The organism is Pseudomonas sp. Root71 (assembly GCF_001429045.1).
GTDB lineage: Bacteria > Pseudomonadota > Gammaproteobacteria > Pseudomonadales > Pseudomonadaceae > Aquipseudomonas > Aquipseudomonas monachiensis.
This window is the reverse complement of sequence record NZ_LMHY01000025.1, coordinates 192,528-219,214: the sequence shown is the minus strand read 5'-3', so window position 1 is coordinate 219,214 and position 26,687 is coordinate 192,528. Positions and strand designations below refer to the sequence as shown.

Sequence of the window (26,687 nt, the reverse complement as noted above, 5' to 3'; positions counted from 1 at the left end):
CCGCGGGTGGAATGCGTGTTAAAGGGAATTCAGGAATGCCAGCAACGCAGCGCGTTGCTCGGCATTGAAAGACAAAACCTGTTGCTGCGCCGCTGTTGCCTCGCCGCCATGCCAGAGCACGGCTTCGAGCAGGTTGCGGGCGCGGCCGTCGTGCAGGAACTGGGTGTGGCCGCTGACCGTCTGTGTCAGGCCGATGCCCCACAACGGCGGGGTACGCCATTGGCGGCCGCTGGCCTGGAACTCGGTACGGTTGTCGGCCAGGCCGTCGCCCAAGTCATGCAACAGCAGATCGCTGTACGGGCGAATCACTTGATTGGCCAGTTCAGGTTCGGCGGCGTTGGCGGCGGTGGTGTATTTCGGTGTGTGACAGGACTGGCAACCGGCCTGATAGAACAAAGTCTTGCCGGCCAGCACTTCTGGCGCGTTGACGTCGCGGCGCGCCGGTACGGCGAGGTTTCGGCTGTAGAACAGCACCAGGCGCAGGATGTTGTCGCTGACTTCCGGCTCGCCATTGGGGCCGTTGCCATTGGGGGCCTGTTTGCAGGCTGTTTGCGCGTCCGTGCAGTCATCAATGGGTCTGAGGCTGGTCGTGAGCCCCATATCACCGGAAAACGCGTGGACATTCTGCTGATTGAGGTTCGGTTGTCCGGCTTTCCAGCCAAATCTCCCCAGGACGGTCTTCTGCTGGGCATCATCCCAGACCCGGTTCGGTTGTCCGCTGATGCCTTTGTTCGCCTTGGCCTGTGCCTCGGCGTTGGCCAGGATTGCCTCGTCGGGGATCGCTTCGAGCAGGCCCAGGCCAATCATCGGCGGTGCCACGCGGGCCGAGAAGCGGGTGTCGGGGTGCATCGGGCCGTAGCCCAGTTGGGTGATGTTCAGGCTCGGTTTGCGCAACTCGACTTCAGTGCCGTCCTTGAAGCGAACCGGCACGGCGGTGTAATCGACCCGCACTTTGCCTTCGGGGGCCACGCCGGGGACGGACATGTCCTGGAACTGGACGCCGTAGACGGGCTCCGGCACCACGCCGAGCTGTTCGATGACCCTGGCATACGCCGGGGCGTCGGGAATCGACAGCCGTACCAGCATCGACACGGCGTTCACATCGTCGGGAGTCGGCGGATGGCCGCGGCCGTCCTTGATGTGGCAGCCCTGGCAGGCATTGGTGTTGAACAGTGGACCGAGGCCATCGCGAGCGGTCGTCGTCGACGGGGCGATTACCCAGGGGCTGCGGAAGAAGCTGTTGCCGACACTGAAGTCCACGCGCCGAGACGGCGGCAGATTCGCCGAAGGCATGGAAAACGCGTTCTGATCGGTCTTGCGCACCGTTGCATTGCCGCCGGAGCGGGCTTCACCGGGTTCGGCCTGGGTGAATTTCGGGGCGTCATCGCAGGCACTCAGGCCCAGGGCCAGAAACAGTGCGGACAAGCGAAGAGGCAGCGAGGGCATCAGACATCCTGCAAGACGAGCAAAACAAGGGCGCAAAGTCTAACAGGGGATGGGAATTTGAATAAGAGGAATTATCGTTTGCTTGATGTGGGACAGGTAATTTGGCTTACCCACAATGGACGGTGTAGGGCAGGTATGAAAAAGGCGACCCGAAGGTCGCCTTATTCACTCAGCCAGCATTGATCAGAATTCGTGATCAGCGTTGTCCGGGTTCAGGTCGTTGATGCCCAGTTTGCCAGCGGCGGCTTCGATCGAACCGGTCTGCTTGACCAGGGACGCGATGGCGTCACGGACGATCTGGTTGCCCGCGGTGTTGCCGGCAGCGATCAACTGGTCGTAGTGCTCACCCTTGTTGGCGTGGTCGACCATGACCTGAAGCTTGGCTTCGGTGGCGGCCAGGTCGTCTTTGAGCGCGGTGTCGGCAGCCGGATCGGCCTTGGCCACCAGGGACGACAGGCTGGCGCCGGTCATTTTGGTGCCGTCGACGCGAGTGTATTCACCCAGGTACACGTTACGAATGCCCTTGGCATCGTAGAAGTGCGAGTTGTGGGTGTTGTCGCTGAAGCAATCCTGTTCGTCTTCCGGGGAGTTGGCTTCCAGGGAAACCTTCATGCGCTCGCCCGCCAGTTCACCCAGGGACAGGCTGCCCATGCCGAACAGCATTTTACGCAGGCCGGTTTCAGCCGGTTCCGCTTCCAGGGTGGCGCGGTAGTTGTCGGCCACGTTCGGCTTCCAGTTACCGACCATTTCTTCCAGGTCGCTGACCAGCAACTGAGTCACGGACTTCAGGTAGGCACGACGACGATCGTTGTGACCGCCGGTAGCGCCTTTGCCTTCCAGGTAGTCCGAAGCCGGACGGTTGCCGGCGCCAGGGCCGGTGCCGTTCAGGTCCTGGCCCCAGAGCAGGAATTCGATGGCGTGGTAGCCGGTGGCGACGTTGGCCTCGGAACCGCCCAGCTCGTTCAGGCTGGCGAGTTTTGCCGGGGTGATGTCTTTGACATCGACCTTGTCTTCGCCGATCTGCACTTCAGTGTTGGCGATGATGTTGGCAGTGGCACCCGGGTTGCCCAGAGCGTGTTCGTAGGATTTGTCGACGTAGTCGATCAGGCCTTCGTCCAGCGGCCAGGCGTTCAGTTGACCTTCCCAGTCGTCAACGATGGTGTTGCCGAAGCGGAACACTTCGCTCTGCAGGTAAGGCACGCGAGCGGCAACCCAGGCAGCCTTGGCGGCTTTCAGGGTGTCGGCGTTCGGCTTGGCGAGGAAAGCGTCTACGGCGGTTTGCAGGGTCTTCGCGGTGGATTCGGCATCGCTGTAAACGGCGAAAACGATGTCGGCGTAATGGGCGACAACGGCCTTGGCGGCAGCTTCGTCGACTTTACCGGCAGCAGCAGGCGCAGCGGCTGGAGCAGCCGGGGCAGCCGCAGTGCTGGCAGCTGGCGCGGCAGCTTTTTCTTGGTCTTTACCTTCGCCGCAACCGGCGAGGGAAATAGCGATGGCCAACAGACTGGCGGTAGCCAGAGGCATACGAATCATGGCGAACATCCTGCTTCGATAGGGGTGGAGTCGTGCTATGCACACGCAAAACTGCGACATAATGCAAATCTTTCGCATTATCTGTAAAGGGTTGTACCTGTAAATATTTCTTATTCAGCGGGTGGTTTGCTGCAAATCAAAGGATCGCCCGAGCGAGCGAGGGTCGCCGTGCGGTTTTTGACGATTCAGAGGATGGCCGCATTACTGCGTTGGGCCTGCTTGAGGTAAACGCCCAGTTCCCGTGCCGGCAAAGGCTTGCTGTAGTGATAGCCCTGACCTTCGTGGCAGCCTTCGGAAATGATATAGGCCTCTTGCTCGGCGGTTTCCACGCCTTCGGCAATCACCTGCATGCCCAGGCTCTTGCCCAACTGGATGATGGCGCGAACGATGGTCGCATCGTCGTCGTCATCGAGCAGGTCCTGGACGAAGCTCTTGTCGATCTTGATCTTGTCCAGAGGCAGGCTCTTGAGATAGCTCAAGGACGAATAGCCGGTTCCGAAGTCGTCGATGGCGATCAGCGCGCCAGAGCGGCGCAGGCTGAGCAAGTGCTGGGCCGCGGTGCTGATGTCTTCCATCAGGCCGGTTTCGGTGACTTCCAGTTCCAGGCTGCGCGGTGGCAGGCGGTACATCTGCAGCAGGTTGTTGACCACCCGTGGCAGTTCGGCGTGGTGCAATTGAACCGTAGACAGGTTTACCGCCATGCGCAGGTCGGAGAAGCCCTGGTCATGCCACTCGCGCAGTTGTTTGCAGGCCTGGTCCAGCACCCATTCGCCGATGGCAATGATGGTGCCGTTCTGTTCGGCCAGTGGGATGAACAGATCCGGCGGCACCAGACCGTGCTCGGGATGTTGCCAGCGAATCAGTGCTTCGACGCCCACCACGCGGTTGTCGCGGTAGCTGATCTGCGGCTGGTAGACGAGGTAGAACTGATTGCGGATCAACGCATCGCGCAGGTCTTTTTCCAGCTCGCGGCGACGACGCATTTCGGTGTCGACGCTGGCGATATAGAACTGATAGCGGTTGCGCGAACGGGTCTTGGCCAGCGTCATGGTCTGCTCGGCCTTTTGCAGCAGTTTCTCGGTGCTGTCACCGTCCTCGGGGAACAGGGTGATGCCGATGGTGGCGCGCAGGCGGATTTCCTGATGGTCGAGGGCAAACGCCGCTTCCAGGTCATCGAGAATGCTTTGCGCCAGCTCGGCGGCTTCGTAGGGCTGCTCGATGTCGGCCTGGACCAGGGCGAACTGGTCGCCACCGAGGCGGGCGAGGGCGCCCAGGCGACCACTATGACCGCGCAGGCGATCGGCCAGGGCCAGCAGCAATTGGTCGCCTGTCTGGTAGCTGAATTGCTCGTTGATGCCCTTGAAGTCATCGAGGCCGACACACAACACGGCGACCCGGCGTTGCAATTTGCCGGCGTCGACGAGGATCTTGTCCAGTTGCTGCTGCAATTGCTGCCGGTTCGGCAGCCCCGTCAGGAAATCGTACTGGGACATGCGCACCAGGCTGTTTTCCGCTTCGTGGCGCAGATGGGTATTGCGTTCGATGGACTCGAGCAACTGGTTGGCGGTGTTGATCCAGATGCCCAGTTCGTTGTTCTCGTGCCCCTTGAGCTGCGGAATCTTGTGTTCGCTGGGACGATCCGGATTGATTTCCGTGAGGTGCTCGATGATCCGCGACAGCGGCTTGGTCAGCAGCCAGTGGTAGACCAGGTACAACACCAACCCCATGGCGAGTGCGCGCAGGACGCCGGAGATGAATATGATCACCGAGCTGACAATGAACCCTTGGCCGTAGTTGGCGGTATCGAGGGTGATGCTCAGGTCGCCGTAATACTCGCTGTAGGGCCCGCGGCCGACCAGTTGGGTGGTGAAGGTGCGTTCCTTGCCAAGAATCAGGTCGGTGAGCCAGCGACTGTTGGAGTGCTGCAATTCGCGGGTTTTTTGCGCGAGCATGGCTTCGTTGGGATGACCGATGGAGGCCTTGCGCACGGCTTCGTCCTGAAACAGGCCTTCGATCACCTGCATGCCCATTTCCCGGTCCAGGCTGTAGACGGCCTGGGTCGAGGGATCGCGAAACATGTCGAGGATCCGTTCGGCATCGCTGGCGACGGCCTGGCGTGTTTTATAGGCATCGAACACAATTTGCGCGCAGCTCAAGACCACGCCGACGATCAATGCCGACAGGAGCACGACCCGGAGCAACTTCACCGACAAGCTGTTCTTGAGTTCCAGCTTCAAAGGGTTATTCCTTGTTCCGTGCGGGTAGCATCAAGTTGCCATGAGTATTGGCAATCCCGTGATGGCAGTCAAAGGGACAATCATCCTTGGGGGATTTTGCCTGCAGCTTGGCCGATTTGCAGTTGTACTGGCGAGTTAGCCTATTAGCACTGTGTCGGTTGTCGAGTCCTTCAACTTGAGGGGCGGGGTGGAGATTTTTTCCTTCTATTTGATGTTAGTCGTCCGCGGCGGGGGAGCAAGGGCTGGACGGCTTGTTTCATCGTCGGAAAACGCCTTGGATTCTGTAGGTTGTTTTGGAGTTTTAACGGAGTACATATCCATTTCTTCGGTAACGGCGGCTTATGGTTTCGCCCTTACGGCGAGTCCCTTTGGCAAACGCCGGAGTGCCGGCCCAGCCCAAAGGAACCAAAGGTCCCCGGATGAACACCTCCACTCAGCCTGCCGAGGGGGCGGGTGGATCAAGATCAAGAGCTGCAGGCGAGCTAACGCTCGGCCTGATGAGTGGTGAAAAAGCGGCGCGGTGTGGGCTGCTCTGCTTTTGCTCTTCTGTGGGAGCGGCGGTGCGGCGATCCGACTTGCCCGCGAAGGCGGCCTGATGGCCGACCTGGTTTTTGCAGATGTCCCCAATCCCTGTGGGAGCTGGCTCCGCGTTACGTTTTTGCGAGTTAGTGCGGTGTAGGAAAGCGCCAGAAGTTTCCCACGCAGTTTTCAGGTTGCCCGTCGGAAGCGGACTCAATAGCCTCTGACTGTCGCTGAAAACTCAGCGATCGGGTGTGAGAACCCGGCAAGTCATAGTCATCCAGTGCCAGTATCCGCATAATTGCCGCCAGCTTATCCGCTGTCTGTAAATGCGTTATGGCGGCTGTGTGCGGGCAGACTTTTGTCTGGCCGGGTGCCTATGACCGGTTTTCTCACCTCGCACATAGCTGCCACCTCTTTGCCGTGTGAGAACGGCAATGGGTGGCACCCACCGCATAGGAATATTTCAGTGGATAAGTTAATCCCCGATCCGCCCTTAAATACAGCCAAACCCTACACCCCCAACACCATGTTCATGATCGTCCCGGACATGGATACCGAATCCCTGCTGGCCCACGCTTGTGAGTCATTGGCTTCGGCCAACGTCATGGCGAGTGATTTCGCCACCTTCCTGACCGGCCCTCAGCGCAACACGGCGTTGGCCATTGCGCAGATCATCATGCTGGCGGAACTGGCGGTGAATCGTGCGTTGGATAACGTCGATCCGCAGGGATAGGTATTCAGTCAGGTTGACCGCGTCATCGTTCATCGCGAGCCTGCTCGCGAAGGGGCCCTGCCGAACGCTGAAAATCCCGGGCAATAAAAAACCCGGCTAAAAAGCCGGGTTTTTTGACTGGCGTCGAGCTTAAGCGGTGAAGGTTTTGCCTTCGAACTGCTCGGCCACGAACTTCCAGTTGACCAGGTTCCAGAACGCTTCGACGTACTTCGGACGCAGGTTGCGGTAGTCGATGTAGTAAGCGTGTTCCCAGACGTCGCAGGTCAGCAGCGGGGTGTCGCCGTTGGTCAGCGGGTTGCCGGCGCCGATGGTGCTGGCCAGGGCCAGGGAACCGTCAGCCTTCTTCACCAGCCAGCCCCAACCGGAACCGAAGGTGCCGATGGAAGTCTTGCTGAACTCTTCCTTGAACTTGTCGAACGAACCGAAGGCCGCGTTGATGGCTTCAGCCAGAGCGCCGGTTGGTTGACCGCCAGCGTTTGGCGCCAGGCAGTTCCAGTAGAAAGTGTGGTTCCAGACCTGAGCGGCGTTGTTGAAGATACCGCCCGAGGAAGTCTTGACGATTTCTTCCAGGGTCTTGCCTTCGAACTCGGTGCCTGGCACCAGGTTGTTCAGGTTCACGACGTAGGTGTTGTGGTGCTTGTCGTGGTGGAACTCCAGGGTTTCCTTGGAGATGTGCGGCTGCAGGGCATCGTGTGCGTACGGCAGTGGCGGCAATTCGAAAGCCATGATGATTCTCCTAGTCAGGTCAGTTGCGGTGAGCGCAAGGCCGATCACGGGCGGCCAGACAAGCGCCGGGGAGTTTGTACTCTTTGCGGCGCAGGGAGTCGGATCATAGCACCGGGGGGGCGGCATAACCACGCAACAACTGTGTGGAATAGAGGTTCCGCCGATCAGATGGCCGCGATCAGTTGCAGCGCTACGGCAAACATCATCACCGCCACCAACAGATCGAGAATTCGCCAGGTGCTGGGCCGGGCGAGCCACGGTGCCAGCCATGCCGCACCGAGGGCCAGGGTGAAAAACCACAATAGCGAGGCACTGGCCGCGCCTACGACATAAGCGCCGGGCTCGGTTTGTTGGGCGCCCAGGGAGCCGATCAGCAAAACGGTATCCAAATAGACGTGCGGGTTGAGCAAGGTCACCGCCAGCGCGCTGAGCATCACCGCCCGCAGCGAGCGTACGGTCTGGCCTTCGCCCTGCTCAAGGCTCTGCTTCGAGAAGGCCCGGCGCAGCGCCTGGCTGCCATACCACAACAAGAATGCTGCACCGCCCCAGCGGGCGATGGCCAACAGCGTCGGGTTCTGCGCCAGTACGGTCGCCAGGCCGAATACCCCGGCGGCCACCAACAGGGCGTCGCAGGCCACGCAGAGCGCCGCCACCGGCAGGTGATGTTCACGTCGCAGGCTTTGCGCCAGGACAAACGCATTCTGGGTGCCGATCGCCATGATCAGGCCGAAGGCCACGAGCAGCCCGTTCACATAACTTTGCCACATGATTTTTTACTCCGCGTTGGCTGCCAGATCCCGCAGCACTTGCAGGGCGCGGTCGGCGTCGGCATGGCCGACAAACAAATGGTCGTGGTAGTAGCCGGCAATCACGTTGCAACTGATTCCGGCCTTGCCCAGTGCCGTGGCGAACGCGGCGGTCAGGCCGACCGCTTCGAGGGCCGAATGTACGTTCAAGGTGATCCAGGCTGCGATGTAGTCGAAGCTGAATCCGGCTTTTACGGCGTGGGAACGTTCGAGAATCACGGTCAGGCCTTCCTGTTCACGGAAGCTGCCGACAATCTCCAGATCCCTGGGCAACTTGCCGTCTCGCAGGGTGCAGAACACGTATTCGCCGGCGTTGAGTTGCGGGCTCATGCTGCGCAGCAGCGTTGCCAATGAAGTTTCGCCAGCCATATGGGTGATCCTTGTTCAAGAGTTCTTGCTGGTCATTGTCCTTGTGAAAGCTGTATAAGAAAAACCAATCTTGCTGATCGCTCATTAGGAAAACTGATGTTCGACTATAAATTGCTTTCTGCCTTGGCCGCTGTGGTCGAACAGGCCGGTTTTGAGCGGGCGGCCCAAGTGCTGGGCTTGTCGCAATCGGCGATTTCCCAACGCATCAAGCTGCTGGAGGCGCGGGTTGGCCAGCCGGTGCTGGTGCGGGCCACACCGCCAACGCCGACGGAAATCGGCCGGCGGTTGCTCAACCACGTGCAGCAGGTGCGTTTGCTTGAACGGGATCTGCAAAGCCTGGTGCCGGCGCTGGATGAAGAGGGCCTGCCGGAACGCCTGCGGATCGCCCTGAACGCCGACAGCCTGGCCACATGGTGGGCGCAGGCGGTGGGCGAGTTTTGCGCCGAGCAACATCTGTTGATGGATCTGGTGGTCGAAGACCAGACCGTCGGCCTCAAGCGCATGCGTGCCGGTGAAGTGGCAGCCTGCGTCTGCGCCAGTGAGCGTCCGGTGGCAGGTGCGCGCAGCGTGTTGCTGGGGGCCATGCGTTACCGTGCGCTGGCCAGCCCCGCCTTCATTGCCCGGCATTTTCCGCAGGGGGTACGCGCCGATCAGTTGGCCCGAACCCCGGCGCTGGTATTTGGCCCGGACGATTTCCTGCAGCATCGCTACCTTGCGTCCCTCGGTGTCGAGGGTGGATTCGAACACCATTTGTGCCCGTCCTCCGAAGGTTTCATTCGTCTGACGGAAGCCGGGCTGGGCTGGGGGCTGGTTCCGGAACTGCAGGTGCGCGAGCAACTTGAAAGGGGGGTATTGCAGGAGCTGCTGCCAGATAAGCCGATCGATGTGCCGCTGTACTGGCATCATTGGCGTAATGGCGGCCAGTTGCTGGGGCTGCTCACCGATCAATTGGTCAGCGCATCGAAGCAATGGCTGGTGCCGTTGGACTGACGCGCAGCGTCAAGACCTCACGTAATACGCAAAACGAAATATTCGGAGCAATTCATGAAGATTCTGGTTACCGGCGCAAGCGGCTTCATCGGCGGGCGCTTTGCGCGTTTTGCCCTGGAGCAGGGCCTGGACGTGCGGGTCAACGGTCGCCGGGCCGAGAGCGTGGAGCATCTGGTACGCCGGGGAGCGGAGTTCATCCCGGGTGACTTGAGCGACCCGGAACTGGCGCGCGAGCTGTGTTCGGACGTCGAGGCCGTGGTGCATTGCGCCGGCGCTGTTGGACTGTGGGGCCGTTATCAGGACTTCCATCAGGGCAACGTCCAGGTCACCGAGAACGTGGTCGAAGCTTGCCTGAAGCAGCGAGTTCGGCGGCTGGTGCATTTGTCGTCGCCGTCGATCTACTTCGATGGTCGCGATCACCTGGGCCTGACCGAAGAACAGGTGCCCAAGCGCTTCAAACACCCTTACGCCGCCACCAAGTACCTGGCCGAGCAAAAAGTCTTCGGTGCCCAGGAGTTCGGTCTCGAAACCCTGGCCCTGCGCCCGCGTTTCGTCACGGGGGCCGGCGACATGAGCATCTTCCCGCGCTTGTTGAACATGCAGCGCAAGGGACGCCTGGCAATCATCGGCAACGGTCTGAACAAAGTTGACTTCACCAGCGTGCAAAACCTCAACGAGGCGTTGCTCGGCAGTTTGCTGGCCAGTGGTTCTGCGCTGGGCAAGGCCTACAACATCAGTAACGGCACGCCGATCCCTCTGTGGGACGTGGTCAATTACGTCATGCGCAACATGGAAGTCCCACAGGTCACCCGTTACCGTTCCTACGGCCTGGCCTACAGCGTGGCGGCGCTCAACGAGGGTGTGTGCAAGTTGTGGCCGGGGCGTCCCGAACCGACGCTGTCGCGTCTGGGCATGCAGGTCATGAACAAAAATTTCACCCTGGACATCAGCCGCGCCCGGCATTATCTGGATTACGATCCCAAGGTCAGCCTCTGGACGGCGCTCGATGAATTCTGTGGCTGGTGGAAGGCCCAGGCTGTTCGCTGACCCTCGAACCATGACCCCTGACTGAACCGGATTCGGGCTTGGGGGTCAATGGTTGCGGCTGTGGGGTTTATACTGTGCGGCATAAAGCCATTATGTGATTCACTAAGGTTGATTCAATGTCTATGCGAAACGATGCCAACGACGACTTCGATGATGTACCGAGCCTGCGTGCAGACGTTCTCGATGACGACTTTGCGCCGACCGCCCGCACGGTCGTGCACTCGCGCACGGCGCCAGTGGTGAAGGTCAAGGCGGCGAGTACCGGTGCCTTGTGGGCGTTGGTCGGGGCGTTGTTCTTTGCGTTCGCGGGCCTGGCCTGGTGGAGCTTTCAGCAGATCTCCCTGATGGAGCAGCAACTGGTGGCGACCCAGGAAAGCTTCGCGCGAATCAGTGAGGAAGCGGCGGGGCGCCTGCAGGATATTTCCGGAAAGGTTGTCGCCAGCCAGACCAGCGTCAACACTGACAGCGAGGCTTTGAAGCTGCAAATCCGCCAGTTGGAAAGCAAGCTCCAGGACCAGAGCGCCCAGCAGCAAGGTGTTGCCGGCCAGGCCTCGGACCTGGACAAGCGACTGGCACAAATGACCGCGCAAACCACCGAACTGGACAAACGCCTGGCGCAATTGACTGCCCAGGACACCGAACATCAGACGGCCAATACGCAGTTGCAGGCCCAGGTCAAAGCCTTGAGCACTGAATTGGCCGCCCTGAAAAGTGCCCCGTCGGATTCGGAAAAATTCGATGCACAGCTCAAAAGCCTGGGCGCCGATATTGCCGCACTGAAGAAACAAGGCAATCCGAGCGCGGCCATCGAGCGTCTTGAACAAGACATGATCGTGGTCAAGAGCGTGCAGGACAACCGTCCGGCGGTCGCGCAGGGTTCGACCAACACGGCCGAGTTCGATGCCTTCCGCAGCCAGGTCACCCGCAACATCAATACCCTTCAGGCGCAGATCCAGAACCTTCAGCAGCAACTGCGCGCCCGGCAGTAATCGACTGCTTCAGGAGGTTCCTGATATCCATGCATCCCCCATTGCCGTCTACGCTCTTGAAACACCACCAGGAACGAGGGATGCGCAATGGGGTTTCTGCATAGGTTCACCTTGCTGTGCGGCATGTTTTTGTTGTGCCTGGGCCAGGTGCAAGCCGCCGGGACGGAAAAGGACGACAGCAAGGCGGCCATTGCCCTGCTGGAAAAAGCCCTGGCCTACTACCACCAGAATGGCGACAAGGCCCTTGCGGCGTTCAGCCGCCAGGGTGAGTTTGTCGACAAGGACCGTTATGTCTTCGTGCTCGACACCAAGGGTGTGATGCTTGCCAGTGGCGGGCCGTCGTCGGCGCTGATTGGCCGGGACGTGTCGGAAGTGCTCGGGCCGGACTTGCAGAAAACCTTCAAGGACGCCCTGAAAGTGCCGGAAGGCAATGGCATTCAGCAGGCGGAATATCGCTGGCAGAACTGGAATGATGGCAAGGTCGAGCGCAAGCATGTCTACTACCAGCGCATTGGCCAGCGGATTCTGGCGGTCGGTTATTACCTGCCCAGGGCCTCCGCCGAACAGGCCATGGCCTTGCTGAACAAAGCGGCAACCGATCTGGCCAAGGACGAAAAGGGCACCCTGACGGCGATCAACTCCCTCAAGGGCGGCTACCTGCAGGATGACCTGTATGTATTTGTCGTCGACCTGGACACCCAGCGTTACGTGGCCCACGGCACCAACCTGCGGCTGATCAATACCGACTTCAGCAAGGTCCTGGACCCGGAAGGCAAACCGGTGGGCGAGCCGATTCTGGCTATGATGGCCAAGCAGGATTACGGCGATTACGAATACCGCTGGAAAAACCCGGTGACCGGCAAGGTCGAGAACAAACATGCCTACCTGAAGAAAGTCGGGCATTTTCTGGTGGCGGTCGGGTATTACAGCCCTTGATAGGTGGTGTCTGAAAAATCGCTATCGCGAGCAAGCTCGCTCCCACAGTTGACCGCGTACTCATGAGCGACTCGGTCTAATGTGGGAGCGGGCTTGCTCGCGAATACAAGCGACTCGGTCTGCCTACCGAACCTTATCCTCCCGCCCGCGCAACAACATGTTCGGCATGGCAATCGCCGCCGCCAGCCCCAGCAGTGAAACGGCCGCACTGACCGTCAACAAGTGCCGGAACGTCAGCAACAACTCGGCACGCAAGGCGTTCTGCGCATCACCTGGCGCGGCATTCAAACCGTCCAGCAACACATTCCCCGAATGACCTTCGGCAATCAGCGACGAGCCGGCCAGGTGCGCGAAACTCGAGTCCTGCAACAACGCCAACAGCAGCGCCGACATCAATGCCACACCCACGGCACCACCCAGCGAACGGAACAGATTGGTGGTGCTGGTGGCGACGCCGATGTCCCGTTGGTCCACCGAGTTCTGCGTGCCGACCAATGACGTCGGGAACTGCATGCCGGAGGCAATCCCGCAGAGCAGCATGAACAGGCTGCTCACGACGAATGCCTGGGGCGGGCTGAACGCCATGCCGATAATCGAGACAGGCATCAGCGCCGCGCCGGCAAGGATCATCGGTTTGTAGCGCCCGGTCACCGAGGTGCGGCGGCCGGCGAAATACGCGCCGATCGGCAAGCCCATGGCCAGGGGCAGCAGGTGCAGGGCGGCGCTGTCGGCACCGGCGCCGGTGACGCTCTGGAAGCGCAGCGGCATCAATACGATCAGTGAGATGGCCTGGAAGCTGGTGAAGAAAATCGTGCACCAGCACAGGATCGCGTTGCGGTTGGCGAACAGATGCATGGGCAGCAACGGCTCCCGTGCCCGTCGCTCGTGGACGACGAACAGCCCCAGCACCAGCACCGCACAGGCCAGCAGCGCCAATACTTCGGCACTGCGCCACGAGTGGCCCTGGCCGACCTGGGTGATGCCCAGCAACAAGGCGGTCAGCCCGATGATCATCAGCACAGTGCCCAGGTAATCGATGATCGGTTTGCGTTGCGGAATCGGCAGCCCCATCAGCGTGCGATGGGCCACCAGCCAGGCACCCAGGCCCAGCGGCAGGTTGATCAGGAACACCCAGCGCCAGGACAGGTATTCGGTCATATAGCCGCCAAGCACCGGGCCGGCCACGCTGGCCACGGCATACATGCTGCTGAAATAGCCCTGGTAACGACCGCGCTCCCGTGGTGGCACGATGTCACCGATGATCGCCTGGCTCACCGAGATCATCCCGCCGGCCCCGATGCCCTGGAGGATCCGGGCCAGCACCAGTTGCTCCATGCTCTGGGCCATGCCGCAGAACACCGATGCCAGGGTGAACAGGCCCATGCCGAACAGCATCAGTTTGCGCCGCCCGTACAGGTCGCCCAGTTTGCCGTAGATCGGCACCGCCACGGTCATGGCCACCATGTAGCCGGAAATCACCCAGGCCAGCAGGCTGACGTCCTTGAATTGCGCGGAAATGGCCGGCATCGAAACGGCGACGATGGTCTGGTCCAGCGCGCCGAGGAAGATCGCCAGCATCAGGGCGATCAGCACGCTGCGGATAGCGGGTTTGGGCGTTTCAGGCTGGTGGAGATTGGTCACGGGAAAACCTGCGGGCAGTGATTGACCCGCAAGTAGCTAGGCGAGCGGGGATGCTCGCCAGTGTAAGTCGGTAGGAAGCTATTCGATAGCCTCGTAAGGAAGCCCGACGTAGTTTTCTGCAATGGTTTTTCGACCCGCTTCAGAGCCGACAAAATACTCCAGCTCCGACTCGGCAATGCGCTGGCTAAAGGCATCGTGATCGTCGAAACGGTGCAGCATCGAGGTCATCCACCAGGAAAACCGTTCGGCCTTCCACACCCGGCGCAGGCATATTTCCGAGTACTTCTCCAGCAGATCGAGGCGATCTTCGCGGTATACCTTGACCAGGATGTTGAACAGCGTACTGACGTCACTGGCCGCCAGGTTCAGGCCCTTGGCGCCAGTGGGCGGGACGATGTGCGCGGCGTCTCCGACCAGGAACATGCGCCCGTACTGCATGGGTTCGACGACGAAGCTGCGCAGTGGCGCGATGCTTTTTTCGATGGACGGGCCCGTTACCAGTTTGTCCGCCAACTGTTGTGGCAGTCGCGACTTGAGTTCGTCCCAGAAGCGTTGATCCGACCAGCTGTCGACATGATCGCTGGTGGGCACTTGCAGGTAATAACGGGTGCGTGTCGGCGAGCGCATGCTGCACAGCGCGAAACCGCGCTCATGGCGGGCGTAGACCAGCTCTTCGTGGACTGGCGGGGTGTCGGCCAGGATCCCGAGCCAGCCGAACGGATAGATCCGTTCGAAGACTTTCAGGCGGTCGGCGGGAATCGATTGCCGCGCCACTCCATGGAAGCCGTCGCAACCGGCGATGTAGTCGCAATCGAGACGATACCGTTCGCCGTCCTTCTCAAAAGTGACAAACGCTTCGTCGGTTTTCATGCCGTGGGGAACGACGTTGTCGGCTTGATAAATCGTCTGCGCGCCAGCCTCCCGACGAGCGGCCATCAGGTCGCGGGTGACTTCGGTCTGGCCATAGATCATCACGCTCTTGCCCCCCGTCAGGGCGTGCAGATCGATGTGGACCTGGCGTCCGTCGAGGGCCAGTTCGAAGCCGCCATGGACCAGTCCCTCGGCGTCCATGCGCTGACTCACGCCGGCCTGACGCAACAGCTCTACCATGCCTTGTTCAAGCACGCCGGCGCGGATTCGGCCGAGCACGTAGTCCGGGGTCTGGCGTTCGAGAACGAGGGTGTCGATGCCGGCGTTGTGCAGCAATTGGCCGAGCAACAGGCCAGAAGGGCCGGCGCCGATGATGGCGACTTGGGTTTTCAGCGTTTTCATTGTTTTTATGACTCGCAAGCTTCACGCGACCAGGGCCGGTGAATGATTTTTATGGATCGAGTGCTTGCATTTTTCCCTTGCGGGTCTGTCAATTGAAGGTGAAAACTGAGCCGATAGCTGTACATTCTGCCAATCGGTGCGATTATCGCCCGCCATCTACTCCGAGGCCTGGATTGAAGTGATGAACAAGCCTGACCTGCCTTCGATTCCGGTGTTCAAGCTCTACGGTGAAAGCCTGGATTGGCCGACCCCGGACTTGCTGCACTGTGAAACCATTTCCAAACGCAGTCGCGAACATCATTGGGAAATCAAACCTCACCGCCACGCTGATTTGTGCCAGTTGCTCTTCGTGTTCAAAGGTCAGGCCGAGCTTGAAATCGAAGGCAAGCGAACGCAACTGGTGGAACCGGCAATCCAGATCCTGCCACCGCTGTCAGTGCACGGCTTTCGCTTTTCCGAGGATGTGGAAGGGTTTGTCGTGACCCTGGCCGCGCCGCTGATCGCCCACCTGCAGATACAGTTGGGGCAATCGGTCAATGCCCTGGCCCAGTCCGAAAGCTACCCGGCAGGCAAGGACGCCGAGTACCTCAACAGCCTGTTCAGCGCCTTGCAGAACGAATACACCAGCCATCAACCGGCGCGGGAAATGCTCATGCATTCGCTGGTCAGTGTGATCGTGGTGTGGGTCAGCCGCCAGGTGATCCAGCGCCGCACCGCCATGGCGCGACCGCAGCGGGCCCGGGAATACCTCAACGGCTTTATTCAGCTGGTGGAAGAGACCTATCGCCAGCACGTCAAGGTCGAGGACCTGGCCCATCGGCTGGGGATTTCCGTATCCCACCTCAACGGCACCTGTCGTGAGCTGGCGGGGCAACCGGCGTTGCAGATCATGCACGAACGTCAATTGCTGGAGGCCAAGCGTTTGCTGACCTACACCAGCATGACCATTTATGAAATGTCCGACGTGTTGGGGTTTTCCGATCCGACCAACTTCACGCGCCTGTTCCGGCGTCGTGTGGGGATTTCGCCCAAGGCGTTCCGCGACCGCCTGAAGGCCGATCAGGACAACGAAGCCTGACCCCTTCGTTATCGGAGGGCGTTGAGGGTGGCGTTGTGGGGGATGCAGCGTTCGAAGTTGCAACTCGCCGCTTCACGGGGCAGGTTGCGCAGTTGCTCGACGCGCCAGGCCGCAGCGCCATACAGCCCGAGCGTGACCGCGCAGGTGATGAAAATCGCGAGGTATCTTCTTGTTTTGATGTTCATGGCGTTGACCTCTGAACGAATACCTTTCGGTATTACTTTGAGCATAGGTCAGCGCCGGTGAGTTGTGTAGGAGCTGCCGAAGGCTGCGATCTTTTGACTTTGATTTTAAGAAGCAAGATCAAAAGATCGCAGCCTTCGGCAACTCCTACAGGGGGGCGGTGTTACAACCCGATATCCCACTCCGGTTCTTCCGGAAATCTAAGCACCAGAAAATCCAGCAAGCTGCGCAACGCCGTCGGCATGTGCTTGCGCGAGGCATACACCGCATACACATTCATTTGCCGGGGTTCCGCCGCCGGCAGCAGGCGAATCAATTCGCCGCTGTGGATGTGCACGCCGGCCTGGTAGGTGGGCAGCATCGCCACCCCGGCACCGGCGATCGTTGCGCGCAGCAGCGTGCTGGCCTCGTTGGCGCTGATGTTGCCCTGCACCGGTACAGAAACCTGCTCGCCGTCCTGCTCGAAATGCCACAGGCTTTTGCCGAAGTAGGAGTGGGTCAGGCAGTTGTGCAGGCTCAGGTCCTCGACCCGTTGCGGCACCGGGTGCTCACGCAGGTAAGCGGGGGACGCGCAGATCACCGAGCGGCAAACCGTCAGGCGGCGGGCGATCAGGTTCGGGTCCAGGTCGTTGCTGGTGCGGATCGCCAGATCGATGCGCTCATCCACCAGGTTCACGGTGCGGTCGAGCATCTGCATGTCGATGCTGACGCCGGGGTAGCGCCGGACATACGCAGCCATGGCATCGGCCAGTTGTGCCTGGCCGAAGGAGGTGCTGACGCTGATCCGCAGCAGGCCGCGCGGTGCGTCATCCGGTTCGCTGACGGCGGCTTGCATGTCGGAGGACAAGTCGAGCATCTGCCGACAGCGGGGCAGGATCTCGGTGCCGGCAGCGGTCAGGCTCAACTTGCGTGTGGTGCGATGCATCAGGCGCGCGCCGACCCAGTCTTCCAGTTCCGCCAGATACCGCGACACCACCGGCCGTGACAGCTCCAGATGATCGGCGGCGGCCGACTGGCTGCCGAGGTCGACCACCGTGACGAACACGCGCATTGCTTGAAGACGATCCATGATTTGCCCGCTTTCAGAAACAAACTATGTTCAAGCATCGCATTTTTTGTACTGAGTCAGGCAACTAAGCTCTGTTCCATCGCCAAGCAAGGCATTCGGACAACGGAGCAACAGATGATCGGTTTCACCACTTTAAAGCGCATTTTGCTGGCAGGCGTCGCCCTCGGTTTCGCCGCCCATGCAGCCGCCTCGACCTTGACGCTGGATGTCTACAACCCCTGTGATAAAGCGATCTTCCCGGTGACCTCGGTGCTGGTCAGTGGCGAGAAAGAAGCGATCCTGGTGGATGCGCAATTCGGCAAATCCCAGGCCGAGCAGGTGGTGGAAAAAATCCGCGCCAGCGGCAAGCAACTGACCACCATCTACATCAGCCACGGTGATCCGGATTACTACTTCGGCCTCGATACCCTGACGGCTGCGTTCCCCAAGGCGAAGGTCCTCGCCTCGCAGCCGACCGTCGACCACATCAAGCGAACCGTCGACGGCAAACTGGCGTTCTGGGGCCCGAAAATGGGTGCGGACGTGCCGGCCAAAACCATCGTGCCGGACGTGCTCAAGGGTGACAGCCTGATCCTTGAAGGGCAGAAGTTGCAGGTGCTTGGTCTTGAGGGCCCGCAGCCGGATCGCAGCTTTGTGTGGATTCCGTCGCTCAAGGCCGTGGTCGGTGGTGTCGTGGTGGCGCAAAACATCCACGTGTGGATGGCGGACACGCAAACGCCACAGTCCCATGCCGATTGGTTGGCTACGCTGCACTCCATTGAAACCCTGAAACCGCAGACCGTGGTGCCGGGTCATTACCTTGGCGAGAGCGATCGCTCCCTGGCCGCCGTGCAGTTCACCGCCGCATACATCAAGGCCTTCGACGAGGAAACCGCCAAGGCCAAGGATTCCGCCGCGCTGATCGCGGCGATGAAAAAGCGCTTCCCGACCCTGGAAGATGAAAGCTCCCTGGAGCTGAGCGCCAAGGTCGCCAAGGGCGAGATGAAGTGGTAACCCGCCTCAACTGAAATCCTAGAAGCTCAACCCACTGGAGAACGTCATGAGCAAAATCGCAATCATCGGTGCCACCGGTCGTGCCGGTAGCCAACTGCTGGAAGAAGCCCTGCGCCGCGGTCACAGCGTTACCGCCATTGCCCGCGATACATCGAAAATCGACCCGCGTGACGGTGTGGCCGGCAAGGCCGTCGATGCCCTTGATGCCGCTGCGTTGCAAGCTGCGATTGCGGGCCATGACGTGGTTATCAGCGCGGCGCATTTCGCCACGCTACCTGCCGACGCAGTCGTTGGTCCGGTGAAAAAATCCGGGGTTAAACGCCTGCTGGTGGTGGGCGGGGCGGGTTCACTGCTATTGCCCGATGGCACTCGAGTGATCGATAGCGAAGGTTTCCCAGAGGCCTACAAGGCAGAGGCCGGCGCGGGTGCCGAATTCCTCGCCAGCTTGCGTGAAGAACGGGATCTGGACTGGACCTTCCTGTCGCCATCGGCAGAATTTGTCGAGGGCGAGCGCACGGGGAAATTCCGCCTCGGTCAGGATGACTTGCTGGTGAGCAGCGAAGGGCGCAGTTGGATTAGCTTTGCCGACTACGCGATTGCAATGCTCGACGAAGTGGAAGCGCCGAAGCATTCACGGCAGCGGTTTACAGTCGGGTACTAACACCGCAATCCATGTAGGAGCTGCCGCAGGCTGCGATCTTTTGATCTTGAAAATCAAAGTCAAAAGATCGCAGCCTGCGGCAGCTCCTACAGATACCGTGGTTCAACGCGACTGCGCCTGCTCCACCAACCAGCCCATCAATTCACGCAACTTCGGCGAAGGCCCGGGTTTTTCGGGGAATACCAGGTAATACGCCAGTCCTGTCGTCACCTTCAAGTCGAATGGCATGACCAGCCGCCCGGCGTTCAGGTCATCGCCGATCAGCGACCAGTCGCCAATCGCCACCCCCGTTCCCTGGGACGCCATCGACATCGCCAGGTCCAGTGTTTCGAAATGCTGGCCCTTGCCGACATTGGTCAAATGCACATTCGCCGCTTTCAACCAGGCCTTCCAGTCCCGCTCGTCTCGGGTCGGGTGCAGCAGCAGGTGCTGTTGCAGATCGGCCGGGCTCTGCAGGGGCATGGGGCCTTCGAGCATCGGTCTGGAACACACCGGCGTGAGTTGTTCGTCGAAGAGTTTTTGCGACATCAATGAATCGTCCGGCGGTGCGCCGTACATCACCGCTGCATCGAATTGCTCGCGATGAAAATCCACCCCGTGCTTGACCGTGGTGGTCAGTTCCACCGGCACGTCCGGGCGTTCCCTTTGCCATTGCAACAGACGCGGCAGCAACCAGCGCATGACGCAGGTCGGTGCCTTGAGCTGTAGGGTTTCGCGCTTCTCGCCGATCTGTTCAACGGCCTCGTCGATCAGGCCGAAAATCTGCTGCACCCGTGGCAGCCATTCCCGTCCCTCGGCTGTCAGGGCAAGGCCTCGGGCCAGGCGGATGAACAGCTCATAACCCAGATGATCTTCCAGCCCGGCGATCTGCCGACTCACCGCGCCCTGGGTGATATGCAGCTGTTCGGCGGCCCGGGTGAAATTGCAGCACTGCGCGGTAATCAGAAAAGTGTGCAGCGCCGGCAGGGGAGGCAGTCGTTTCATTGGGATCCAAGGTATGACGTGAGGACATGGCTAGTATGACTTTTTATCCATTGTTGCGGCTACCTGTCGCCCGTTCCAATGAGGCCATTCCCGGGCCTGCGAATCCATCATAAACACAGCGCACGCCCGGCGTCTCAAACGAACAAAAAGGGCAAAGACATGGCGACGTGCGGCGAAGTATTGGTCAAGTTACTCGAAAACTACGGGGTCGAGCAGGTGTTCGGCATTCCGGGGGTGCATACCGTGGAGCTGTATCGCGGGCTGGCCCGTTCGAGCATCAACCACGTCACGCCGCGTCATGAGCAGGGCGCCGGCTTCATGGCCGACGGCTACGCCCGTACCAGCGGCAAACCGGGTGTGTGCTTCATCATCACCGGCCCTGGCATGACCAACATCACCACCGCCATGGGCCAGGCCTATGCCGATTCGATCCCGATGCTGGTGATCTCCAGCGTGCAATCGCGCAGCCAGTTGGGCGGCGGTCGCGGCAAGCTGCATGAGTTGCCGAACCAGGGCGCACTGTGTGCCGGTGTCGCGGCGTTCTCCCACACCCTGATGTCGGCTTCCGAGCTGCCGGGTGTGTTGGCCCGCGCCTTCGCGCTGTTCCAGGCGGGTCGTCCGCGTCCGGTGCACATTGAAATTCCGCTGGATGTCCTGGTTGAAGAAGCCGACGACTTGCTCAGCAGCCTGCCGGTCAATATCGACCGCGCTGGCGCTTCGCCGAGCGCCGTGTCGCGCATGACTGAATTGCTGGCCGGTGCCAAGCGTCCGCTGATCCTCGCCGGTGGCGGCGCCATCGACGCGGCCGTCGAGTTGACTGAGCTGGCAGAATTGCTGGACGCGCCAGTCGCCTTGACCATCAATGCCAAGGGCATGCTCGCCTCCGGCCACCCGCTGCTGATCGGCTCGACCCAGAGCCTGGTCGCCACCCGTGCACTGGTTGCCGAGGCCGACGTGGTACTGGCCATCGGCACCGAACTGGCCGAAACCGACTACGACGTGACCTTCGCCGGTGGCTTCGAAATTCCTGGCAAGTTGCTGCGCGTCGATATCGACCCGGACCAGACCGTGCGCAACTACCCGCCGCACGTGGCACTGGTGGCCGACTCGCGCAACGCCGCCCAGGCTTTGCTCAGCGCCCTGTCGCACAAATCCCTGGCCGAGCGCCGCAACGATTGGGGCCAGGTACGTGCCGCCCGTCTGCGTGAAGACCTGGCCGCGACCTGGGATGCACCGACCCTCGCCCAGACCCGCTTCCTCGAAACCGTTCTGCAGGAATTGCCGGACGCGGTGTTCGTCGGCGATTCGACCCAACCGGTATACACCGGCAACCTGACGTTCAACCCGGAGCGTCCGCGTCGCTGGTTCAACTCGTCCACCGGTTACGGCACCCTCGGCTACGCCCTGCCGGCGGCGATTGGCGCCTGGTTGGGTGGCAGCGTCGAAGGTGGTGCGCGGCCTCCGGTGGTGTGCCTGATCGGCGACGGTGGCCTGCAGTTCACCCTGCCGGAACTGGCCAGCGCCGTTGAAGCGCGCACCCCGGTGATCGTGCTGCTGTGGAATAACCAGGGCTACGAAGAGATCAAGAAGTACATGGTCAACCGTGCCATCGAGCCGGTGGGCGTGGACATCTACACCCCGGACTTCATCGGTGTGGCCAAGGCATTGGGTTGCGCCGCCGAAGCGGTCAGCAGCGTCGAGCAACTGCGTGGCGCATTGCGTGTGGCTACCGATCGCCAGGGCCCGACCCTGATTGAAATCGACCAGACCCAGTGGATGCAGGCGGTGTCGAAATGACTTTCCCTACGACCCTGGATGGCCTGTACATCAACGGCCAATGGTCGGCCGGCAACGAACACCTGCGGGTGATCAACCCGGCGACCGAAGCCCTGTTGACCACCGTCAATGGCGGCGATGAGCGCGCCGTTGACCACGCGGTGAGCGCCGCGACCCAGGCGTTCGCCGACTGGTCGAAAACCACGGGCGCCGAGCGCGGCGCGATCCTGCGCAAAATCGCCGTGGGGGTGCAGGCCAATCGTGAAAAGCTGATGCACTTGCAGTCGAGCAACAACGGCAAGCCGCAGTTCGAAGCCGCGATTGATGTCGATGACGTGATCGCCACTTTCGAGTATTACGCCGGTCTCGCCGAAGGGCTGGATGCCAAACAAGACTGCGCGATAGAACTGCCGACCGACGACTTCAGCGCACGTTTGCGCCGCGAGCCGTGCGGTGTGGTCGGCCTGATCGTGCCGTGGAATTTCCCGATGGTCACCACCGCGTGGAAACTCGCCCCGGCCCTGGCCGCCGGTTGCTGCGTGGTGCTCAAGCCTTCGGAAGTGACGCCGCTGCCGGAGCTGGAACTGGCAGCGATCATCGCGCAAGCCGGGTTGCCGGCAGGCGTGTTCAACCTGGTGTGCGGCACTGGTCTTGCGGTTGGCGCGCCCCTGTCGGCTGACTCGCGCATCGCGAAAATTTCCTTCACCGGCAGCAATGCGGTCGGCGTGCAGGTCATGCAGCGGGCGGCGGAAACCGTCAAGGGCGTGAGCCTGGAACTGGGCGGAAAATCCTCGCTGCTGGTACTGGCCGATGCCGATCTCGACCTGGCGGTGGAAGTGGCCTGTGGCGGTGGTTTCTTCAACGCCGGGCAGATGTGCTCCGCCACCAGCCGCGTGCTGGTCGCCGATGAACTGGCCGATGAATTCCTGAGCCGAGTGAAGACCCGTGCCGAAGCCATTCGCGTGGCCGACCCGTTCGACCCGGACGTGGAAATGGGCGCGCTGGTCAATCAGGCGCAATACCAGCGCGTGCTCGGTCACATCGATCGCGGTTTGAGTGCCGGCGCCAAGCTGGTTTGCGGTGGCAATCGCCCGGCAGACCTGCCGCGCGGATATTTTTTGCAGCCGACGGTGTTTACCGACGTGCCCCAGGGCAGTGCGCTGTGGAATGAAGAGATTTTTGGTCCGGTGATCTGCGTACGCCGTTTCGCCTCTGAAGCCGAGGCGATTGCCCTGGCCAACGACAGCCAGTTTGGCCTGGTCGCCAGTGTGGTGACACGCAATGCACAGACCGCTGACCGTGTCGCCAACGCTTTGCAGGCGGGGCTTGTGTGGATCAATGCGCCGCAGGTGATCTTCCCGCAGACCGCCTGGGGTGGCTACAAACAGAGCAGCATCGGCCGTGAATTGGGGCCGTGGGGCTTGCAGGCTTTCCAGGAAATCAAACACGTGATCCGGGCCGTCTGAAGGCACGAAAAAGGTGAGTGCATGCCTCGCGTTGAGGCATGCGCTGGCGTCATGGCTTCAATGAGTTTTTATCGATAGTCAGGTGTTTTACACGACCTCAGGATGAACTCGCTGGCTCAGCCAAGCCCCCGAAAATACGAGGGCTAACGCTGGTCCGGTCGCGCGGATGCAACAGTTTCGACCTGCCTTATACCTACAAAAACAAAGGGAGTCCGTAATGGGCGAGCATGATCTGAACAGACGTCAATTTATCAAGACCGTAGGCGTAGCCTCGGTTGCAGCGGCAGCCATGAGCATGCCGTTCATCAAGGCCAATGCCAGCGACACACGTTTTGCCGGCAAGACCCTGCGTTTGCTGACCTGGTCCGACGACACCGGCCTGGCCGCACTGCGCAACATCGCCGCGACGTTTGAAGACAAGTACGGCTGCAAGGTCATCGCCGACCGCACCGGCAGTACCTCGGAAATGGTCGCCAAGCTCAAGGCCGGCGGTGATCGTCCGCAGTACGACATCATCACCCTGGCAGGCGTCGGCGCCGAAGGTCTGGCCGCCGCCAACCTGCTGGAAAAACCCGACCTCAACCGCATTCCAAATCTTGTCGATGTACCGGAGAAATACCGCACCGGCGCCAATGGCCACGGTATCGGTTACCTGCTGTGGTGCAACAGCCTGGTCTACAGCACCCGCACCCAGAAAGAAGCCCCGACCAGCTACGCCTCCCTATGGGATGCCGACGCGGCGCCAAACATCTTCCTGCCGCCGCCGAACTGGACCGAGGCCATGGACCTGATCATCATCGCCGCCAAACTGGCCGGTGGTGACGAACACAACATCGAGCCTGGCTTCAAGAAACTCGCCGAGCTGAAAGATCGTGTGGTGACCCTGGGCGAAAACCCGAACCAGATCGCCGAACTGTTCCGCACCGGTTCCCTGGACATGGGTGGCCTGTACGCACCGGCCTTCTTCCCGAAACAGATCCGCGACCCGAACTACGGCCTGGGCGCCACGTTCGGCATGAAGGAAGGTTTCTACACCGACCTGATGCTGTCGGTGATGCCGAAGAACCGTCCGGGCGATACCGATATGGCCTACGCCTTCATCAACCACTCCCTGGACCCGCTGGTGCAGGGCAAGATGGCTGAAGACATCTACAACGGCCCGGTCAACGCCAAGGCGATCATCTCCGCCGAAGCACGCAAGAGCCCGTACATCCTCACGCCGGAGCAGATTGCCGAGAAAGCGATCATGCACGACAACGCCTTCCTGGCGACTGTGCATGACCAATGGATTCGTCGTTACACGGAAATCTTTTCTTCCTGATCCGTAGGAGCTGCCGAAGGCTGCGATCTTTAGATCCTGCTCTTCGGTAGCTCTGAAAAAGATCAAAAGATCGCAGCCTGCGGCAGCTCCTACAGGGGGGCCGTACAGGCTGATATTTCTGATCTTCCATTGACGAGACCCTTTGCTATGGAACACCAACCTCTGACTCATCCGGTGAGTGCCGCCCCCGTGCGCGCCGCTCGGGGTGTTTCGCCAACGACGCGCGCCTGGCTTTTCCTCACGCCGTCGATGCTGTTTCTCGGCGTGCTGATCGCCGCGAGCCTGCTGGTACTGCGCATGAGCGTGGGCACCAAGGGCGCGGAATGGTCCGGGTTCAGCCTGGCCAGTTACGCCCAGTTGCTGGAACCCTATTACCTCAAGTCGCTGATGCTGACCCTGCGCCTGGCGCTGATCAGCGCGGTGATCGCAGTGATCCTGGCGATCCCGGTGGCCTACACCATGTCGCGCCTGACCTCACCGTTCGTGCGGCGGATCTTCCTGGCGGCGGTGTTGCTGCCCTTGCTGGTCAACCTGTTGCTGCAAAGCTACGGCTGGCTGGTGATCCTCGGCCCTGGCGGCATGCTCAACCAGGCACTGATGGGCCTGGGCCTGATCAAGCGCCCGATCATGCTGTTGTACAACCAGAACGGCGTGTTGATGGGCCTGGTGCAAACCGCCTTCCCGCTGGCCGTGTTGCCGATTGCCAGCGCCATGCGCGGCGTCGCCCGCAGTTACGAAGAAGCTGCCGCCACCCTTGGCGCCAGTCGCTTCCAAGTGTTCCGCCAAGTGGTGTTGCCGATGAGCCTGCCGGGGATCATTACCGGCGCGACCCTGGTGTTCGCCTACAACGCCAGCAGTTTCGTGGTGCCCTTGCTGCTCGGCGGCCGGCGCGTGCCGATGCTGGCGGTGATGGTGCATGACCAGATCGCCCCGCTGATGAACTGGCCCGCCGCATCCGCTGCCGGTGTGGTGCTGATCGTCACCACCCTCGCGATCATGACCCTGTCCGAATACATCACTGGCCGCCGTCGCCGCATGCTGGAGGCTTCGCAATGAGTACCCTGATCAAGAAGCGCCAGTTGTTGCCGGGTGATACCGGCAAGTTTGCCGGCATCCTCTCGGGCTTCATCCTGCTGTTGGCGGTGTTGCCGATTCTGACCATGATCGTGATGTCGTTCAGCGGTGCGTCGAACCTCGATTTCCCGCCGAGCAGCTACAGCCTGCAATGGTACAAGGCCGCCTGGCACACCTTCGTGTCGCCGGACGCCAGTGACGTCCTGAGCCTCGGCCAGGCCATGTCCACCAGCCTGCTGGTGTCGTGCCTGACCATGATTTTCGCCACGATCATCGCGGTGCCGGCGGCCTACGCGCTGACCCGTTGCGAGTTCCGTGGCAAGGCCGTGGCGCTGCAACTGATGTCGTTGCCGCTGGTGTTCCCGATGGTGGTGTTGGGCCTGGCGTTGCTGCTGGTGTTCGACAGCCTGCCGTTCCACATGACCACCTCGCGCCTGGTGATTGCCCACGTGATCCTCGCGTTGCCGTTCGTGGTGAAGAACTGCACGGCGGCGATGCTTTCCATCGGCAGCGAAGTCGAAGAGGCCGCGCAAATGCTCGGCGCTTCACCGCTGCGGGCGATTGTCGATGTGGTGGTGCCGTTGATGAAGTCGGGGATCCTGGCGGGCATGCTGCTGGCGTTCATCGTCTCGTTCAACGAATTCACCGTGACCTACTTCCTCTACACCATCGACGTCATGACCGTGCCGATCTGGATGTACAGCCGCACCGTGTCTTCGCTCGACCCAACCGTATTTTCGTTTGCCGTGCTGATCGTGCTGATCGACTTCGTCCTGATCTGGGCGCTGGAGAAGCTGGTTGGTGAAGGTGGCGTTTCGTTCTGATTTCTTGAGGT

At 60.9% G+C, this 26,687-nt stretch carries 24 protein-coding genes; 13 read left to right on the top strand and 11 right to left on the bottom strand.

Annotation, left to right across the window (positions count from 1 at the left end; translation table 11 throughout):
• Positions 1–18: 18 nt before the first annotated feature.
• From ASD95_RS17250 to ASD95_RS17240, 3 genes are all read right to left on the bottom strand, one after another.
• Positions 19–1,446, bottom strand: coding sequence for a di-heme oxidoreductase family protein (locus ASD95_RS17250; protein ID WP_056726120.1), 1,428 nt, complete (start codon positions 1,444–1,446; stop codon positions 19–21).
• Positions 1,447–1,629: 183 nt separating this feature from the next.
• Complete coding sequence (locus ASD95_RS17245) at positions 1,630–2,979, bottom strand: imelysin family protein (RefSeq protein WP_056726119.1); 1,350 nt, start codon at positions 2,977–2,979, stop codon at positions 1,630–1,632.
• A gap of 185 nt (positions 2,980–3,164) precedes the next feature.
• Positions 3,165–5,216, bottom strand: coding sequence for a putative bifunctional diguanylate cyclase/phosphodiesterase (locus ASD95_RS17240; protein ID WP_056726118.1), 2,052 nt, complete (start codon positions 5,214–5,216; stop codon positions 3,165–3,167).
• 988 nt (positions 5,217–6,204) lie between these two features.
• Here ASD95_RS17240 and ASD95_RS17235 point away from each other — a divergent pair.
• Entirely contained in the window at positions 6,205–6,471 is a 267-nt protein-coding gene (locus tag ASD95_RS17235) for a DUF6124 family protein (RefSeq protein ID WP_056726117.1), read from the top strand.
• A 129-nt stretch (positions 6,472–6,600) separates the two neighbouring features.
• Here the strand turns inward: ASD95_RS17235 and ASD95_RS17230 are convergent, their stop codons facing one another.
• The 3 genes from ASD95_RS17230 to ASD95_RS17220 form a co-directional block, all read right to left on the bottom strand.
• Positions 6,601–7,197 carry a superoxide dismutase gene (locus ASD95_RS17230; RefSeq protein ID WP_008022038.1) on the bottom strand — a complete coding sequence of 199 codons (597 nt, stop codon included), beginning with the start codon at positions 7,195–7,197 and terminating at the stop codon, positions 6,601–6,603.
• Positions 7,198–7,361: 164 nt separating this feature from the next.
• Positions 7,362–7,964 (bottom strand): LysE/ArgO family amino acid transporter, encoded by a 603-nt coding sequence (locus tag ASD95_RS17225; protein ID WP_056726116.1) that lies wholly within the window; start codon positions 7,962–7,964, stop codon positions 7,362–7,364.
• Between the two features lie 6 nt (positions 7,965–7,970).
• Positions 7,971–8,372 (bottom strand): ACT domain-containing protein, encoded by a 402-nt coding sequence (locus ASD95_RS17220; RefSeq protein WP_056726115.1) that lies wholly within the window; start codon positions 8,370–8,372, stop codon positions 7,971–7,973.
• 96 nt (positions 8,373–8,468) lie between these two features.
• Between ASD95_RS17220 and ASD95_RS17215 the strand changes: the two genes are divergently transcribed.
• From ASD95_RS17215 to ASD95_RS17200, 4 genes are all read left to right on the top strand, one after another.
• The gene (locus tag ASD95_RS17215) at positions 8,469–9,362 is read left to right on the top strand and encodes a LysR family transcriptional regulator ArgP (protein WP_056726114.1); all 894 of its coding nucleotides are present in this window, start codon (positions 8,469–8,471) and stop codon (positions 9,360–9,362) included.
• A 54-nt stretch (positions 9,363–9,416) separates the two neighbouring features.
• Positions 9,417–10,409, top strand: coding sequence for an NAD-dependent epimerase/dehydratase family protein (locus ASD95_RS17210; RefSeq protein WP_056726113.1), 993 nt, complete (start codon positions 9,417–9,419; stop codon positions 10,407–10,409).
• Positions 10,410–10,525: 116 nt separating this feature from the next.
• Positions 10,526–11,398: a hypothetical protein gene (locus ASD95_RS17205; RefSeq protein ID WP_056726112.1), complete on the top strand. Its 873-nt coding sequence runs from the start codon at positions 10,526–10,528 to the stop codon at positions 11,396–11,398.
• An 87-nt stretch (positions 11,399–11,485) separates the two neighbouring features.
• Positions 11,486–12,334 (top strand): cache domain-containing protein, encoded by an 849-nt coding sequence (locus ASD95_RS17200; RefSeq protein WP_056726111.1) that lies wholly within the window; start codon positions 11,486–11,488, stop codon positions 12,332–12,334.
• A gap of 123 nt (positions 12,335–12,457) precedes the next feature.
• Here the strand turns inward: ASD95_RS17200 and ASD95_RS17195 are convergent, their stop codons facing one another.
• Both ASD95_RS17195 and pobA read right to left on the bottom strand, forming a co-directional pair.
• On the bottom strand, positions 12,458–13,975 hold the full coding sequence (locus ASD95_RS17195) for an MDR family MFS transporter (protein WP_056726110.1): 1,518 nt from the start codon (positions 13,973–13,975) through the stop codon (positions 12,458–12,460).
• Positions 13,976–14,053: 78 nt separating this feature from the next.
• Positions 14,054–15,238 carry a 4-hydroxybenzoate 3-monooxygenase gene (gene pobA / locus ASD95_RS17190; protein WP_411741796.1) on the bottom strand — a complete coding sequence of 395 codons (1,185 nt, stop codon included), beginning with the start codon at positions 15,236–15,238 and terminating at the stop codon, positions 14,054–14,056.
• 190 nt (positions 15,239–15,428) lie between these two features.
• Between pobA and ASD95_RS17185 the strand changes: the two genes are divergently transcribed.
• Positions 15,429–16,325, top strand: a complete 897-nt coding sequence (locus ASD95_RS17185; protein ID WP_056726108.1) for a helix-turn-helix domain-containing protein — start codon at positions 15,429–15,431, stop codon at positions 16,323–16,325.
• Between the two features lie 8 nt (positions 16,326–16,333).
• On the opposite strand, the gene ASD95_RS29465 is transcribed toward ASD95_RS17185, so the two are convergent.
• On the bottom strand, positions 16,334–16,510 hold the full coding sequence (locus ASD95_RS29465) for a hypothetical protein (RefSeq protein WP_020799474.1): 177 nt from the start codon (positions 16,508–16,510) through the stop codon (positions 16,334–16,336).
• Between the two features lie 161 nt (positions 16,511–16,671).
• Entirely contained in the window at positions 16,672–17,577 is a 906-nt protein-coding gene (locus ASD95_RS17175) for a LysR family transcriptional regulator (RefSeq protein ID WP_201783890.1), read from the bottom strand.
• A gap of 114 nt (positions 17,578–17,691) precedes the next feature.
• Between ASD95_RS17175 and ASD95_RS17170 the strand changes: the two genes are divergently transcribed.
• Together ASD95_RS17170 and ASD95_RS17165 are read left to right on the top strand one after the other, a co-directional pair.
• A complete protein-coding gene (locus tag ASD95_RS17170; protein ID WP_056726105.1) occupies positions 17,692–18,570 on the top strand; it encodes an MBL fold metallo-hydrolase in 879 nt (292 codons plus the stop codon).
• Positions 18,571–18,616: 46 nt separating this feature from the next.
• Entirely contained in the window at positions 18,617–19,231 is a 615-nt protein-coding gene (locus tag ASD95_RS17165; protein WP_056726104.1) for an NAD(P)-dependent oxidoreductase, read from the top strand.
• A gap of 102 nt (positions 19,232–19,333) precedes the next feature.
• On the opposite strand, the gene ASD95_RS17160 is transcribed toward ASD95_RS17165, so the two are convergent.
• Positions 19,334–20,215, bottom strand: a complete 882-nt coding sequence (locus ASD95_RS17160) for a LysR substrate-binding domain-containing protein (protein ID WP_056726103.1) — start codon at positions 20,213–20,215, stop codon at positions 19,334–19,336.
• A 159-nt stretch (positions 20,216–20,374) separates the two neighbouring features.
• Between ASD95_RS17160 and ASD95_RS17155 the strand changes: the two genes are divergently transcribed.
• From ASD95_RS17155 to ASD95_RS17135, 5 genes are all read left to right on the top strand, one after another.
• Entirely contained in the window at positions 20,375–22,012 is a 1,638-nt protein-coding gene (locus ASD95_RS17155) for a 5-guanidino-2-oxopentanoate decarboxylase (protein WP_056726102.1), read from the top strand.
• Positions 22,009–23,457: an aldehyde dehydrogenase family protein gene (locus ASD95_RS17150; RefSeq protein ID WP_056726101.1), complete on the top strand. Its 1,449-nt coding sequence runs from the start codon at positions 22,009–22,011 to the stop codon at positions 23,455–23,457. The genes ASD95_RS17155 and ASD95_RS17150 overlap by 4 nt, the downstream gene beginning before the upstream one ends.
• A 217-nt stretch (positions 23,458–23,674) precedes the next feature.
• Positions 23,675–24,778: an extracellular solute-binding protein gene (locus ASD95_RS17145; protein WP_007978499.1), complete on the top strand. Its 1,104-nt coding sequence runs from the start codon at positions 23,675–23,677 to the stop codon at positions 24,776–24,778.
• 147 nt (positions 24,779–24,925) lie between these two features.
• The gene (locus ASD95_RS17140; protein WP_056726100.1) at positions 24,926–25,834 is read left to right on the top strand and encodes an ABC transporter permease; all 909 of its coding nucleotides are present in this window, start codon (positions 24,926–24,928) and stop codon (positions 25,832–25,834) included.
• A complete protein-coding gene (locus tag ASD95_RS17135) occupies positions 25,831–26,676 on the top strand; it encodes an ABC transporter permease (protein WP_056726099.1) in 846 nt (281 codons plus the stop codon). The genes ASD95_RS17140 and ASD95_RS17135 overlap by 4 nt, the downstream gene beginning before the upstream one ends.
• Positions 26,677–26,687: the final 11 nt, after the last annotated feature.

Coding starts and splice junctions, on each gene's coding strand:
- ASD95_RS17215 (WP_056726114.1), top strand. CDS start 8,469: ATGTTCGACTATAAATTGCTTTCTGCCTTGGCCGCTGTGGTCGAACAG.
- ASD95_RS17230 (WP_008022038.1), bottom strand. CDS start 7,197: ATGGCTTTCGAATTGCCGCCACTGCCGTACGCACACGATGCCCTGCAG.
- ASD95_RS17250 (WP_056726120.1), bottom strand. CDS start 1,446: ATGCCCTCGCTGCCTCTTCGCTTGTCCGCACTGTTTCTGGCCCTGGGC.
- ASD95_RS17175 (WP_201783890.1), bottom strand. CDS start 17,577: ATGGATCGTCTTCAAGCAATGCGCGTGTTCGTCACGGTGGTCGACCTC.
- ASD95_RS17170 (WP_056726105.1), top strand. CDS start 17,692: ATGATCGGTTTCACCACTTTAAAGCGCATTTTGCTGGCAGGCGTCGCC.
- ASD95_RS17220 (WP_056726115.1), bottom strand. CDS start 8,372: ATGGCTGGCGAAACTTCATTGGCAACGCTGCTGCGCAGCATGAGCCCG.
- ASD95_RS17210 (WP_056726113.1), top strand. CDS start 9,417: ATGAAGATTCTGGTTACCGGCGCAAGCGGCTTCATCGGCGGGCGCTTT.
- ASD95_RS17155 (WP_056726102.1), top strand. CDS start 20,375: ATGGCGACGTGCGGCGAAGTATTGGTCAAGTTACTCGAAAACTACGGG.
- ASD95_RS17200 (WP_056726111.1), top strand. CDS start 11,486: ATGGGGTTTCTGCATAGGTTCACCTTGCTGTGCGGCATGTTTTTGTTG.
- ASD95_RS17205 (WP_056726112.1), top strand. CDS start 10,526: ATGTCTATGCGAAACGATGCCAACGACGACTTCGATGATGTACCGAGC.
- ASD95_RS17145 (WP_007978499.1), top strand. CDS start 23,675: ATGGGCGAGCATGATCTGAACAGACGTCAATTTATCAAGACCGTAGGC.
- ASD95_RS17150 (WP_056726101.1), top strand. CDS start 22,009: ATGACTTTCCCTACGACCCTGGATGGCCTGTACATCAACGGCCAATGG.
- ASD95_RS17225 (WP_056726116.1), bottom strand. CDS start 7,964: ATGTGGCAAAGTTATGTGAACGGGCTGCTCGTGGCCTTCGGCCTGATC.
- ASD95_RS17135 (WP_056726099.1), top strand. CDS start 25,831: ATGAGTACCCTGATCAAGAAGCGCCAGTTGTTGCCGGGTGATACCGGC.
- ASD95_RS17160 (WP_056726103.1), bottom strand. CDS start 20,215: ATGAAACGACTGCCTCCCCTGCCGGCGCTGCACACTTTTCTGATTACC.
- ASD95_RS17245 (WP_056726119.1), bottom strand. CDS start 2,979: ATGATTCGTATGCCTCTGGCTACCGCCAGTCTGTTGGCCATCGCTATT.
- ASD95_RS17140 (WP_056726100.1), top strand. CDS start 24,926: ATGGAACACCAACCTCTGACTCATCCGGTGAGTGCCGCCCCCGTGCGC.
- ASD95_RS17185 (WP_056726108.1), top strand. CDS start 15,429: ATGAACAAGCCTGACCTGCCTTCGATTCCGGTGTTCAAGCTCTACGGT.
- ASD95_RS17165 (WP_056726104.1), top strand. CDS start 18,617: ATGAGCAAAATCGCAATCATCGGTGCCACCGGTCGTGCCGGTAGCCAA.
- ASD95_RS29465 (WP_020799474.1), bottom strand. CDS start 16,510: ATGAACATCAAAACAAGAAGATACCTCGCGATTTTCATCACCTGCGCG.